Below are 12,648 nucleotides of genomic sequence, written 5' to 3'. Positions count from 1 at the left end.
GGCAGGGCAGGGGGTGGTGCCTGACCGATCTTGCCTTTCTTCTCCCCACCACCGCATTCTGCCGGCGTTTTCCCATCATCGGAGCGCCTGAACCATGACCACCCACGCCCGCCCCATCGGCCTGATCTGCGCCGTGCCGGAGGAGATCGGCCATTTCGGGGCGCATCTGCAGGTGGCGGCGGTAACGGAACTGGCAGAGTTCCGGTTTCTGGCCGGTGACATGGATCGCGTGCCGGTGGTGCTGGTGGAGGCTGGCATCGGCAAGGTAAATGCCGCCATTGTCGGCACCCTGCTGGCGCAGCATTTTGCCGTGCGGGCGCTGGTTTTCTCCGGCGTGGCCGGCGGGCTGGACCCGGATTTGGGCATCGGCGATGTGGTGATTGCCCGCACCTTGATCCAGCATGATTATGGCGCACTTTGTGATGGGCGGTTGACACCCTATCAGCCGGGCGTGCCGCCGCTGCCCGGCCTGGAAGGACCGGTCGGGTATCACCTTGCCGACGGGATGGAAGGGCGCATCGCGGCGGTCCTGGCCGGGCTGGAACTGCCCGCCATGCCGGCGATGGCCACCGGCGGGCAGGCAAGGCAGCCGGCGATCCGGTTCGGCACCGTGCTGACCGGCGATTATTTCCTGAATTGTGCCGCCACCCGCGCCGACCTGCATGACCGTTTTCAGGCCCAGGCGGTGGAGATGGAAGGGGCCGCCCTGGCCCAATTGGCGGAGCGGTTTGGCCTGCCGCTGGTGGTGGTGCGGGCCCTGTCCGATCTGGCTGGTGGCGACAGCCATGTGGATTTCCCCAGCTTCGCCCGCGCGGCGGCGGGTGGGGCGGCCCTGATTGTCCGGCGACTGATTGCGCTGTTTGGGGAACAGACGGAAAATTCCTGAAATCGGCTGCGACGGGTTTTCGGCGCTGCGGCGTAAAAGGCCAAGGGCGGGATGAAAACGGGGGTTTCCCCATCAGCATCAGCCCCTGCCGATACGCCCTTTACTGAGGCACCGACGCCGGTTCCGCATGCCTTATCCGGCGTCGTTGCGCGGGTTTGCCCATAACCCGCTGCACCTTGAGGGGGTGGCCGCTTAACGCCCCTGCGATCAACGCGGCCACCCCTGCCTTTTGTACATTCATGCCCTTGCGGCAATTTCCCGCCCCTGGCATCCGCTTTTATCGTTCTGCTTGTGCGCTTTACATCCTATCTTAAGGGGTGTGTATCCCAACCCTCTGAGGATGAACCGCCATGGCCAAGAAGGCCCCCAGCATCAATATCGGTATTTCCGACAAGAACCGGGAAAAGATCGCCGAAGGCCTGTCCGCCCTGCTGGCCGACAGCTACACGCTGTATCTGAAGACGCACAATTTCCATTGGAACGTCACCGGCCCGATGTTCAACACGCTGCACACCATGTTCATGGCGCAGTATACGGAACTGCACACGGCGGTGGACGAGATTGCGGAACGTATCCGCGCCCTGGGCTTCCCGGCCCCCGGCAGCTACACCCAATATGCCAAGCTGACCAGCATTGCGGAGGAAACCGGCGTGCCCAAGGCGGAAGAAATGATCCGCCAGTTGGTCGATGGGCATGAGACGGTGGCCCGCACCGGCCGCGCCCTGTTCCCCACCGTGGAGGAAGCCGGTGACGAGCCGACGGCCGACCTGTTGACCCAGCGCCTGCAGATCCATGAAAAGACCGCCTGGATGCTGCGCTCCCTGCTGGAATAGGATGATCTGGGCAAGCGGCCGCAATGCCGGCCGCTTCCCGTCTATTGCCTTATGCAGGGTTGATTCGGTCGATCCCTGCCGTCAGTTTCCGATGCTCCCCGCCCTTGCCGGGCCCGCAAACCGGAGCATCGACCCTTCCTATGCTGATTTCTGCACCGTCGACCCGCACGCCGCGTGCCGCCGCCGTGCTGGCATTTTGCCTGCTGCTTTCCCCCCTGGCCGCTGCCGCTGAACCCGCCCCCGCCTTGCCGGCCGGGGTGGAGGCGATGATCCGCCAGGCCGCCGCCGATGGCGATGCCGCCACCCTGGACAAGACCATCAGCCTGGCGCTGGCCGCCTTCCCCGATCAGGCGGAGCCGATCACCGCGCTGGGCGACAGCCTGCGCCAGCAGCGCCAAACCCAGGCGCTGGCGGCGAAGAAGGCCAATGGCCGGCGTATCCTGTCCGGCTGGACCGGTACGGGGGAACTGGGTGCCTCGCTTTCCACCGGCAACAGCGATGACAAGGCCGTGGCTGTCGGTCTGGCGCTGACCAAGGAAACCGTGGATTGGCGGCATCGGGTGATTGCTGCCGCCGATTATCAGCGCAGCGAGGGGCGCACCAACAAGCAGCGCTACAGCGCCGGTTACGAACCGAATTATTTCATCAATGAAGCCCTTTATGCCGCCGGCCAGTTCGGCTGGGAACGCGACATGTTCGCCGGCTACCGCCACCGTTTCACCGAAACCGTCGGTTTGGGTTATGTGCTGGTGGATGATGGCACCATCAAGCTGGAGGTGGAAGGCGGCCCCGGTGCGCGCCATACGCTCTATGCCGCCAGCGATACCGATCCTTCCTTCACCGAACATGAATTCGTCTTCCGCGCCGCCAGCGCCTTCAGCTACCGGTTCAGCGATGATGCCAGTTTCAGCCAGACGGCCAAGACGCTGATCGGGGCGGAAAACCGCACGCTGGAGGCGACAAGCGCCCTGACCACCCGGATCAATGCGTTGTTCTCCGCCAAGATCAGCTTCACGGTGCGCAACGAGAGCGACCCGCCCGATGACCGCAAGGCTACCGATACGGTCAGCCGCGCCACGCTGGTTTATTCCTTCTGACGGGGCAGGGGGGTATGATCCCCCGCTCTCACCGCCCTTTTGTCCCTGAAAGTGCCCATGCCTGCCATGCCCCCTTGGTTCACCCCGCTTCCCCCCTGGCCCTGTGTGCGGATTGATGGGCTGGTGGCGGGTCAATTGGTGTTGGAGCTGGCGGCCAGCCGGCCTTTGATCCTTGCCTCTGCCCCCGGTATCGTCGGGCTGGCGGGGGCGGGCTGGTGGGCCGCCTTGGGGGAGGGGTTGCAACAGGATGGCGTCCTGCTGTTGCTGGATGCGGCGGACCAGATGGGGCAGGTGCTGACCGCCCTGCGGGCCGGTGTGCAAGCCATCGCTTTCGCGCCCCCGGCCGCGATGCCGGATGATGGAATCGGCCGGCTGCTGGGGCTGGCGGCGGCACATGGGGCCACGCTGTACCAGCGCCCGGCCCATGCCATTGAGCCGTGCTGGATACGCAACCGTGATGCATCGCTTCGGCAATGGCTGAGCCAACAGCTTGATATACAAGGGATGTAGTGCTTTTGACTTCACTACCTGACGGCCTTGCCGCGTTGCAATGCGGGGTCGGTTGGGCTATCAAACCGGCACTCTTTTTGGTCGTTCCGACCCACGAACCACGGCAGGAAACCCAACAATGAAGCTCACGCGCCGCGTCAAAGAAATCCTTTCCTGGTATGAGAGCGATAATCCCGGCACCAAGGCCAATCTCGCCCGCATCCTGATGGAAGGCCGGCTGGGCGGTACTGGCAAACTGGTGATCCTGCCGGTGGATCAGGGCTTTGAACATGGCCCGGCCCGCAGCTTTGCCATGAACCCGGCGGCCTATGATCCGCACTATCACTACCAGTTGGCCATTGATGCCGGGCTGTCGGCCTATGCCGCCCCGCTGGGCCCGCTGGAAGCCGGTGCCGCGACCTTCGCCGGCTCCATCCCGCTGATCTTGAAGATGAACAGCGCCAACAGCCTGTCCACCTTCAAGGAAAATGCCGATCAGGCCGTTACCGCCAGCGTTGACGATGCCCTGCGCATCGGCGCCTCGGCCATCGGCTTCACGATCTATCCGGGCTCCGATGCCCAGTTCAACCAGTTCGAGGAAATCCGCGAACTGTCGCGCGAAGCCAAGTCCAAGGGCATCGCCACGGTGATCTGGTCCTATCCGCGCGGTGGTGCCATCTCCAAGAAGGGCGAACTGGCCCTGGATGTGGACGCCTACGCGGCCCATATGGCCGCCCTGCTGGGCGCCCATATCATCAAGGTCAAGCTGCCGACGGCGGACCTGGAGCAGGACGAAGCCCGCAAGATCTATGAAAAGCACAATGTGCCGCGCGAAACCCTGGCGGAACGCGTGAAGCACATCATGCAGGCCAGCTTCAACGGCCGTCGCATCGTTGTCTTCTCCGGCGGTGCCGCCAAGGGTGAGGATGCGGTGTATGAAGATGCCCGCGCCATCCGTGATGGTGGCGGCAACGGCTCCATCATCGGCCGCAACGCCTTCCAGCGTAGCCGTGAAGATGCGCTGGCCCTGCTGGACAAGCTGGTGAAAATCTACCAGGGCAAAGAATAAAAATTACGCCTGTTCCCTCAGGCGCCGGGCGCCGCCATCCGGCGGCTTGGCTCACGCCCGCACGCGCGGGCGCCGCGCCGGTCGGCGCGGATAGCAAGGGTCAACGGGTTTGACCCTTGCTATAGAGTACCAGCTTGGGGCCCGGTGCGGTTCGCCGCACCGGGCCTTTGCTTTTATTGTCCAGAGAAGACCATGACCGATTGCCGCCTCTACCTGATCACCCCGCCCACCCTGGACCTGAACAGTTTCAAGCCGTTGCTGGCCGCTACGCTGGATGCCGGCGATGTGGCCTGTGTGCAGTTGCGGCTGAAGGATGCGGCGGATGATGTGGTAAAGCGCGCCATCGACGCGCTGCGCCCCATCGTGCAGCAACGCGAGGTCGCCTTCATCCTGAACGACCGGCCCGATCTGGCGGCGGCGGGCGGCTGTGACGGTGTGCATGTGGGGCAGGAAGATACGCCCTATGCCCAGGCCCGCAAGATCATGGGCCGCGACGCCATTGTCGGCGTCACCTGCCATGACAGCCGGCATCTGGCCATGGTGGCGGGGGAAGACGGGGCCGATTATGTCGCCTTCGGCGCCTTCTTTGAGACCGCCACCAAGGAGCCCAAGGCACGGGCCGAGCCGGAAATCCTCTCCTGGTGGCAGGAGATGATGGAAATCCCCTGTGTCGCCATTGGCGGCATTACGGTGGAGAATTGCCGCGTGCTGGTGGAGGCAGGGGCCGATTTCCTGGCCGTCAGCGGTGGGGTGTGGAACCACCCCAATGGTCCTGCGGCGGCTGTGCAGGCGTTCAATCAGGTGATTGCCGGCGTATGAAGGGGCCACGGGGGCGGTTCTTGCAAGCCGCCCCTTGACGATCCGGGCATGGACAGGCCCGGCATGGCGCGGTAAAACCCAAGCCCCGCATTGTCGCGACCATGCTTGAGCCAGGCCGTTTCCATGTCCAAGAAGACCGTCAACGAAATCCGCTCCACCTTCCTTGATTATTTCGGGAAGAATGGCCATGCCGTGGTCGACAGCTCCCCGCTTGTACCGCGCAACGACCCGACATTGATGTTCACCAATGCCGGCATGGTGCAGTTCAAGAATGTCTTCACCGGTCAGGAAGCGCGCCCCTATAGCCGCGCCACCACCTCGCAGAAATGCGTGCGCGCCGGCGGCAAGCATAATGACCTGGAAAATGTGGGCTATACCGCTCGCCATCACACCTTCTTTGAAATGCTGGGGAATTTCTCCTTCGGCGATTATTTCAAGGCCGACGCCATTGAGCTGGCCTGGAACCTGATCACCAAGGAATTCGGCATCTCGAAGGAGAAGCTGACCGTCACCGTCTATCACACCGATGATGAGGCGTTCGACCTGTGGAAGAAGATCGCCGGCTTCTCGGACGAGAAGATCATCCGCATCCCCACGTCCGATAATTTCTGGATGATGGGCGATACCGGCCCCTGCGGTCCGTGCTCGGAAATCTTCTATGATCACGGCGCCCATATCCCCGGCGGCCCGCCGGGCTCCCCGGATGAGGATGGTGACCGGTTCATCGAGATTTGGAATCTCGTCTTCATGCAGTATGAGCAGCTTCCAGGCGGCGAGCGCGTTGCCCTGCCGAAGCCCAGCATCGATACCGGCATGGGCATGGAACGCCTGTCCGCCGTGCTGCAGGGCGTGCATGACAATTACGATATCGACCTGTTCAAGGGCCTGCTGGAAGCCTCTGCCGAGGCGACGGGCGCCAGCCTGAAGGGGCCGCAGGCCACCTCGCATCGGGTGATCGCTGATCACCTGCGCTCCTGCTCCTTCCTGATCGCCGATGGCGTGATGCCGTCGAACGAAGGGCGCGGCTATGTGCTGCGCCGCATCATGCGCCGCGCCATGCGCCATGCCCATATGCTGGGGGCCAAGGAACCGGTGATGCACCGTCTGGTGCCGGCCCTGGTGCGCGAAATGGGCGGCCATTATGCTGAACTGGTGCGCGCCCAGGCGCTGATCACCGAAACGCTGCGGCTGGAAGAAACCCGTTTCAAGCAGACGCTGGAACGCGGCCTGAAGCTGCTGGACGAGGCAGAGGGCAATCTGGCCGACGGCCAGGCCCTGCCGGGCAATGTCGCCTTCACGCTGTACGATACCTATGGCTTCCCGCTGGATCTGACGCAGGACGTGCTGCGCGGTCGCAAGCGCGGCGTGGATGTGGATGGCTTCAACGCCGCCATGGACGAACAGCGTAAGAAGGCCCGCGCCTCCTGGGCTGGTTCCGGTGAGGCTGCGACCGACCGCGTCTGGTTTGAGGTGAAGGACGAGTTGGGGGCGACTGAGTTCCTGGGCTATGACACCGAAACCGCTGAAGGCACCGTCACTGCCATCCTGGACAAGGAAGGCAAGCGGCTGGACAAGGCCGAGGCGGGCCAAGAAGTGCTGGTTGTCACCAACCAGACCCCGTTCTATGGCGAATCCGGCGGTCAGGTCGGCGATGCCGGCGCGATGATCTCCGCCAAGGGCGCGGAAGTCACCGTCCGTGACGTGCAGAAGAAGCTGGGTGCCGTGTTCGCCCATGTCGCCAGCGTGACCAAGGGCACGCTGGCGGTCGGCGATGCGGTGGAACTGAAGGTGGATGGCACCCGCCGTGGGGCTATCCGCGCCAACCATTCCGCCACCCACCTGCTGCATGAGGCGCTGCGCCGCCGCATGGGTGAGCATGTGACGCAGAAGGGTTCGCTGGTTTCTGCCGATCGGCTGCGCTTCGACATTTCCCAGCCGACGCCGCTGTCGGCTGCCGACATTGCCGAGGTGGAAGCCCAGGTGAATGAGCGTATCCGTGGCAATAGCGAGGTCACCACTCGCCTGATGACCCCGGATGCCGCCATTGAGATCGGCGCCATGGCCCTGTTCGGGGAGAAATATGGCGAGGAGGTCCGTGTTGTCTCCATGGGTGGCGTGGATGCCCATGGCAACAAGGAATTCTCTGTCGAACTGTGCGGCGGCACCCATGTCCGCCGCACAGGTGATATCGGCCTGTTCAAGGTGGTGTCGGAAGGGGCTGTGGCCGCTGGCATCCGCCGGGTGGAGGCACTGACCGGTGCCGGGGCGCTGGCTTATCTGGAGCAGCAGGAAGGCCGCCTGCTGGAAGCAGCCCAGGCGCTGAAAGTGCCGGCGGGTGAGGTGGTGGCCAAGGTCACGGCCTTGGTGGATGAACGCCGCAAGTTGGAAAAGGAACTGGCCGACCTGCGCCGTCAGGTGGCGCTGGGCGGTGGTGGTGGCGGTGCTGCCTCGGAAGTGAAGCAGATCAATGGTCTGGGCTTCATTGGCCGCGTTGTGGCCGACCTGCCGGCCAAGGATCTGAAGCCGTTCGCCGATGAGCTGAAGAAGCAGGTGGGTACCGGCGTTGTCGTCGCCATCGCCGTCGCGGATGGCAAGGCATCGGTGGTGGTTGGTGTGACCGAGGATGCGGTTGCCAAGGTCAGTGCGGTTGATCTGGTCCGCGTTGCGGCCGGGGCGATGGGCGGGAAGGGCGGCGGCGGCCGCCCCGACATGGCCCAGGCCGGCGGTCCCGATGGGGACAAGGCGGCGGATGCCATCGCGGCGGTGGAAGCGGCCCTGGCGGGTTGATCGGTGATGGCGGGGGTGGAACCGGAGAGCTTTCCACCCCCGCCATTCTGGTGCACCATCAATGGTGGTGTGCCATAGTGGGGGCTGGTGCTGGAACCGGGCAGCTATCTCATGTTCGCCTAAGAAATTTTTCTTTATTATCAATTCATTACTAATTTCACTCCGTCACCCCGGCGAAGGCCGGGGTCCAGTTCATAGAGCAAGGCGCTTGTCATTCTGGACCCCGGCCTTCGCCGGGGTGACGGTGATACGGGGAATCAAAGTGTGACGGGTACTTAGTGTCATCACCTTGGGTGATGACCAGACTGTCCACACCTATTACCTGGATGAGGAGTTCAGGCCATGAGCAGCAATGCCGTCTCCTATGATCAGTCGACTGACAGCCTTTATGTGAAGATCCGTCCCGGAAGCTCTGTTCGTCAGCACTATGACGATACCCGTGATGTGATTATCGATCTCGGCGCCGATGGCGAGCCCGTTGGCTATGATATTTAGTTTGCCAGCAAACATGCCGATGTGATCGCTGAGGCATTGGCTTTGTTGCAGCGATATTCACAAGTTGCTGCTTGACCTGTTTACACCCTGCCCATCATTTGCCCTTTACGGTGCTGGTCAGGCCGTCAAATTTCAAAGCCAAAGATGCTGTAAAAAAGTGCCCGCTGGTTTTGTAGCCAAGTTTGTTTGACGCTGCCCAATCGCCCACTGATGATTGATTTATCGATGGTGGCCAACTTGTCGAATCGAACCATTGATGGGACTTTTAATCCGTTTTCCCGGTCAGGAAATAAGGGAACGGCAAAAGGGTCTATCCGTGGCACAGAGGTGATATAGGCCACGATGATATCGGGCGCCCCTGCTTGATCCCGCGAAAGCGCCAGCGCAGGACGGCGCTTTATGCTGCTGAGGTCAGTGAAAGGGAAAGCCGTCAGAATGATCGATCCGAAGGGGATGTCGATCACGGCTTGAACCGGTCGACAAGATCATTATCGCTGTAAAGCTCCGGCTCTTCCTCCAGCCAAGTGAAAGCACCTCCCGCCGCGTTCATCGCGGTGATGCCGGGTTCTTCATCCTGATCTGTGTCAACGATCACCTGTAACCGCTGCTTTGGCTGGATTCCAAGCCGGCGCAAGGCGTTGGGAAGCTCTTCCGCTTCGATATCCTTAAGAACCTGTCGCATTGCTAGGCTCCTGCCGCCAAACCCATGACCATCTTCAACGTAGTCATTCCCGGCGCTTGCAGCAATAATACATTCCATATAGAGCCCGGATAGGACGCTGCCCGCATGACCCGTTTCCAAGGCACCCAGGATTACGTCGCCACCGATGATCTGCGTGTGGCCGTCAATGCCGCCATCACCCTGCAACGGCCCCTGCTGGTGAAGGGGGAGCCGGGGACGGGCAAGACCGTGCTGGCGCAGGAGGTGGCCAAGGCCCTGGGGCGGCCGCTGCAATCCTGGCACGTCAAATCCACCACCAAGGCCCAGCAGGGGCTTTATGAATATGATGCCGTCAGCCGCCTGCGCGACAGCCAGTTGGGCGATGCGCGCGTGCATGACATTGCCAATTATATCCGCAAAGGTCCGCTCTGGACCGCGTTTGAGGCGGAAAACCCGCCGGTGCTGCTGATTGATGAGATCGACAAGGCGGATATCGAGTTCCCCAACGATCTGTTGCAGGAACTCGACCGGATGGAATTCTTCGTTTACGAGACGGGGCAGACCATCAAGGCCATCCAGCGCCCCGTCGTCATCATCACCTCGAACAATGAAAAGGAACTGCCGGACGCTTTCCTGCGCCGCTGCTTCTTCCATTACATCCGCTTCCCCGATGCCGAGACCATGGAACGCATCGTGGCGGTGCATTACCCCAACCTGAAGGCCGACCTGCTGCGCGACGCGCTGACCCTGTTCTATGAGGTGCGCGAGGTGCCGGGCCTGAAGAAGAAACCCAGCACGTCGGAGCTGCTGGACTGGATCAGGCTGCTGCTGGTGGAGGATGTGTCGCCCGAGGTGCTGCGCCAGCGCGACCCGAAGAAACTGATCCCGCCGCTGCACGGGGCCTTGCTGAAGAACGAACAGGATGTCCACCTGTTCGAACGGCTGGCCTTCATGGCGCGGCGGGGGCAGTGAGGGGCAGCGCTGCCCCTCTATAGCGCCAGCTCGCCGGTCTTCAAACCTGCCGCTTCCGCCTCCACCCGGATCGGGCCATTGCCCTTGGCCTGAAGGATGGCAACGCAGAGCCCGTTGAAGGCGTGGCGCTGGTCGGCATGGTCGGGTTCCAGGCTGCGCGGGTCGCCATTGCCCACGCCCAGCAGCCGGGCGGCACCGGCCAGCCGGAAGCGGACCAGAGTGTCGGCCGTCGGCACCTCCCGCCCCGCCGCGTCCAGCACGGCGGCCCGCACCACGGCCACCTCACCACCTTTCAGCCGTTGCCGGTCGCTGGAAAGGGCGATGGCGGCCGGCTGGCCGACCGTTTCCCGCCGCTGGGTCAAGATCTGCCGGCCCTGGGCGTCAAAGCCCCGCGCTTCGATCCAGCCCGGCGCATAGGGCACGGTCCATTGCAGGTGGCCGTTCCGTTCCAGATTCTGTCGGCCCAGGCTGCTGCCATTGGCCAGCAGTTCCACCGCATGGCAATTGGCGTGAACCCAGACCTCCACCGGCTGGCCCTCCCGTCCCGGCCAGGTCCAGTGCGGGAACAGGTGCAGCATTGGTTCATTGCGCCACCAGGCGCGGTAATAGAAGTAATTATCCTTCGGCAGACCGCCGCTATCCATGACCCCGAAATAGGAGCTGTGCTGCGGCCAGCGTTCGAACGGGGTGGGTTCGCCGCGATAATCGAAACCGGTCCAGACAAAGCCGCCGGCCAGGAAGGGCCGCTCGTCATAGAAACGCCACCAGCGCTCCGCTGTGCTGGCCCAGCGCGGGAATTCCCGGTCATAGGCGGGCAGGATGCCGGCCTGGTCGTCACGGTGATAGGCGCCACGGGTCATCACCGTGCTGGCCGTCTCCGTGCCGATCATCGGCACGGTGGGGTGGGCGGCATGGAAAGCGTCGATCTCATCCAGATAATAATTGCAGCCCATCACATCCAGCACCCGGCTGGCCCCTTTGCCCAGCTTGCCGTTGAAGGCCTCTGTCACCGGGCGGGTGCCATCCAGGGCGTAGACGCGACGCTTCATCGTCTCGGCGATGCGGGCGCCCGTTTCCGTACCCCGGTGAATCTCCTCATTCCCGATGCTCCACAGGAAGATGCTGGGGTGGTTGCGGCCCCGGCGCACCATACGTTCCAACTGGCCCAGCGCTTCCGGGTTGCTGGACATCTGGCGCGTTTCCTCCAGCACCAGCATCCCCAGCCGGTCACAGGCTTCCAGCACCGCCGGCGGGGCCGGGTGGTGGGTGGAGCGATAGGCGTTGCTGCCCATCGCCTTCAACTGTTCGATCCGCCAGACATGCAGGCTGTCCGGCACGGCAAAGCCGACCCCGGCATGGTCTTGATGGTTGCAGGTGCCTTTCACCTTCACCGGCTTGCCGTTGAGGAACAAGCCATGATCGGCATCAAAGCGGAAGCTGCGGATGCCGAATGGCGTCTCCTGCTGGTCGATTGTGTGTTCGCCTTCAAGGATTTCGCTGATCAACCGGTAGAGCGAGGGCTGTTCCAGCGACCAGAGGGCGGGGCGGTCCAGCCGCACCGTCTGGGTCAGTTCATGCGCCCCCCAGTCCGGCAGGGTGACGGGATCGGACAGCAGCGCCGCCACCGGCTTTCCCTGCGGGTCCAGCAGGGTGGAACGCAGGCGGACGGGCAGGGCGGGGCCGTCATTGTCGATCTCGGTGGTGATGGCGATGCTGGCGGCTTCCCCCTCCACTGTGCAGCGGACAGCGGTGCCCCAGTGGCGGATATGGGCGGGGGCGCAACTGACCAGCCGTACCTGCCGGTAAAGCCCGGCCCCTTCGTAAGACCAGGCCTCGCCTAAGCTGACATCGCAGCGGATCAGCAGGATGTTGGGTTCCCCCGGCTTGGCGAAGTCGCTGATATCCAGGCGGAAGGGGACATAGCCGCTCTCATTGCCACCGACAACAAAGCCGTTCAGGATCACCAGACAATCCCGGCCCACCCCGTCAAAATCCAGGAACAGGCGGCGCCCGGCCTCAGCGGCGGCGATGGGCAGTTCCCGGCGATACCAGCCGACGCTGGTGGCGGGAAAGCGCCGGCCCAGCGGCTTGAAACCCTGATAGGCGCCGATCTTGTCCGCCTCGCTGCCCGGTGCGCCGAAGGGGGTGAAGGGCAGGTCGACCGCCCAATCATGTGGCAATTCCACCGCCTGCCAGGCGCTGTCATCATAATCGGCGGCCTGGATGGCCGTGCCGATATCGCCCGATTTGGCATAGGTATCGTGGGAGGCACCGAAGCCGAAATCCCGCGCCGGGTCCGCCGCATGACCCAGATGGAAGCGCCAGCCGCTATCCAGCGGCGTCACCTGCCGGGCGGGGGGCGATGTTGCCGCCTCAGCCGCTGCATGGCCCGCCACCGCGCCCAAGGCCACCAGCGCCCCGCCTGCCTGCAAAAACCCCCGCCGCGACAGATTTCCCATCGGTTCGCCTCCCCCTGTTTGCGTAACTGAATAAAGTATACGCTTCGGGGGCGTGGTACCGTCAAGCGGCGTGACGGGTTC

12 protein-coding genes are annotated in these 12,648 nt (G+C 63.3%); 9 read left to right on the top strand and 3 right to left on the bottom strand.

The genetic code is table 11. The features are described from left to right. Positions 1-94: 94 nt before the first annotated feature. From PCJ49_RS06490 to PCJ49_RS06455, 8 genes are all read left to right on the top strand, one after another. A complete protein-coding gene (locus PCJ49_RS06490) occupies positions 95-886 on the top strand; it encodes a 5'-methylthioadenosine/adenosylhomocysteine nucleosidase (RefSeq protein WP_269910231.1) in 792 nt (263 codons plus the stop codon). A gap of 350 nt (positions 887-1,236) precedes the next feature. Next, positions 1,237-1,719 carry a Dps family protein gene (locus tag PCJ49_RS06485; RefSeq protein WP_089287968.1) on the top strand — a complete coding sequence of 161 codons (483 nt, stop codon included), beginning with the start codon at positions 1,237-1,239 and terminating at the stop codon, positions 1,717-1,719. Between the two features lie 140 nt (positions 1,720-1,859). Next, the gene (locus PCJ49_RS06480) at positions 1,860-2,816 is read left to right on the top strand and encodes a DUF481 domain-containing protein (RefSeq protein WP_269910230.1); all 957 of its coding nucleotides are present in this window, start codon (positions 1,860-1,862) and stop codon (positions 2,814-2,816) included. Positions 2,817-2,873: 57 nt separating this feature from the next. After that, positions 2,874-3,326: a hypothetical protein gene (locus PCJ49_RS06475; RefSeq protein WP_269910229.1), complete on the top strand. Its 453-nt coding sequence runs from the start codon at positions 2,874-2,876 to the stop codon at positions 3,324-3,326. A gap of 118 nt (positions 3,327-3,444) precedes the next feature. Then, on the top strand, positions 3,445-4,374 hold the full coding sequence (locus tag PCJ49_RS06470) for a class I fructose-bisphosphate aldolase (protein ID WP_269910228.1): 930 nt from the start codon (positions 3,445-3,447) through the stop codon (positions 4,372-4,374). Positions 4,375-4,566: 192 nt separating this feature from the next. Next, complete coding sequence (thiE, locus tag PCJ49_RS06465; RefSeq protein WP_269910227.1) at positions 4,567-5,193, top strand: thiamine phosphate synthase; 627 nt, start codon at positions 4,567-4,569, stop codon at positions 5,191-5,193. Between the two features lie 123 nt (positions 5,194-5,316). Next, complete coding sequence (gene alaS / locus PCJ49_RS06460; protein WP_269910226.1) at positions 5,317-7,980, top strand: alanine--tRNA ligase; 2,664 nt, start codon at positions 5,317-5,319, stop codon at positions 7,978-7,980. A 342-nt stretch (positions 7,981-8,322) separates the two neighbouring features. Continuing rightward, complete coding sequence (locus PCJ49_RS06455) at positions 8,323-8,475, top strand: DUF2283 domain-containing protein (protein WP_269910225.1); 153 nt, start codon at positions 8,323-8,325, stop codon at positions 8,473-8,475. 125 nt (positions 8,476-8,600) lie between these two features. Here the strand turns inward: PCJ49_RS06455 and PCJ49_RS06450 are convergent, their stop codons facing one another. Together PCJ49_RS06450 and PCJ49_RS06445 are read right to left on the bottom strand one after the other, a co-directional pair. Further along, positions 8,601-8,939 (bottom strand): type II toxin-antitoxin system PemK/MazF family toxin, encoded by a 339-nt coding sequence (locus PCJ49_RS06450; RefSeq protein ID WP_269910224.1) that lies wholly within the window; start codon positions 8,937-8,939, stop codon positions 8,601-8,603. Continuing rightward, positions 8,936-9,157: a hypothetical protein gene (locus PCJ49_RS06445; protein ID WP_269910223.1), complete on the bottom strand. Its 222-nt coding sequence runs from the start codon at positions 9,155-9,157 to the stop codon at positions 8,936-8,938. The genes PCJ49_RS06450 and PCJ49_RS06445 overlap by 4 nt, the downstream gene beginning before the upstream one ends. A gap of 105 nt (positions 9,158-9,262) precedes the next feature. Here PCJ49_RS06445 and PCJ49_RS06440 point away from each other — a divergent pair, with 105 nt between their 5' ends. Beyond that, on the top strand, positions 9,263-10,108 hold the full coding sequence (locus tag PCJ49_RS06440; protein WP_269910222.1) for a MoxR family ATPase: 846 nt from the start codon (positions 9,263-9,265) through the stop codon (positions 10,106-10,108). Between the two features lie 17 nt (positions 10,109-10,125). Here PCJ49_RS06440 and galA read toward each other — a convergent pair whose 3' ends face one another. Further along, entirely contained in the window at positions 10,126-12,567 is a 2,442-nt protein-coding gene (gene galA, locus PCJ49_RS06435; protein WP_269910221.1) for a beta-galactosidase GalA, read from the bottom strand. Positions 12,568-12,648 lie beyond the last annotated feature (81 nt).

It is taken from the genome of Niveispirillum sp. BGYR6, from assembly GCF_027568365.1.
In the GTDB taxonomy this organism is placed as follows: Bacteria; Pseudomonadota; Alphaproteobacteria; order Azospirillales; family Azospirillaceae; genus Niveispirillum.
This window is presented reverse-complemented; position numbering and strand designations above follow the sequence as displayed.

What these genes read in the sequence shown, in the direction of transcription:
- PCJ49_RS06455 (WP_269910225.1), top strand. Translation starts at nt 8,323, where the DNA reads ATGAGCAGCAATGCCGTCTCCTATGATCAGTCGACTGACAGCCTTTAT.
- alaS (WP_269910226.1), top strand. Translation starts at nt 5,317, where the DNA reads ATGTCCAAGAAGACCGTCAACGAAATCCGCTCCACCTTCCTTGATTAT.
- thiE (WP_269910227.1), top strand. Translation starts at nt 4,567, where the DNA reads ATGACCGATTGCCGCCTCTACCTGATCACCCCGCCCACCCTGGACCTG.
- PCJ49_RS06440 (WP_269910222.1), top strand. Translation starts at nt 9,263, where the DNA reads ATGACCCGTTTCCAAGGCACCCAGGATTACGTCGCCACCGATGATCTG.
- PCJ49_RS06485 (WP_089287968.1), top strand. Translation starts at nt 1,237, where the DNA reads ATGGCCAAGAAGGCCCCCAGCATCAATATCGGTATTTCCGACAAGAAC.
- galA (WP_269910221.1), bottom strand. Translation starts at nt 12,567, where the DNA reads ATGGGAAATCTGTCGCGGCGGGGGTTTTTGCAGGCAGGCGGGGCGCTG.
- PCJ49_RS06480 (WP_269910230.1), top strand. Translation starts at nt 1,860, where the DNA reads ATGCTGATTTCTGCACCGTCGACCCGCACGCCGCGTGCCGCCGCCGTG.
- PCJ49_RS06445 (WP_269910223.1), bottom strand. Translation starts at nt 9,157, where the DNA reads ATGCGACAGGTTCTTAAGGATATCGAAGCGGAAGAGCTTCCCAACGCC.
- PCJ49_RS06470 (WP_269910228.1), top strand. Translation starts at nt 3,445, where the DNA reads ATGAAGCTCACGCGCCGCGTCAAAGAAATCCTTTCCTGGTATGAGAGC.
- PCJ49_RS06475 (WP_269910229.1), top strand. Translation starts at nt 2,874, where the DNA reads ATGCCTGCCATGCCCCCTTGGTTCACCCCGCTTCCCCCCTGGCCCTGT.
- PCJ49_RS06490 (WP_269910231.1), top strand. Translation starts at nt 95, where the DNA reads ATGACCACCCACGCCCGCCCCATCGGCCTGATCTGCGCCGTGCCGGAG.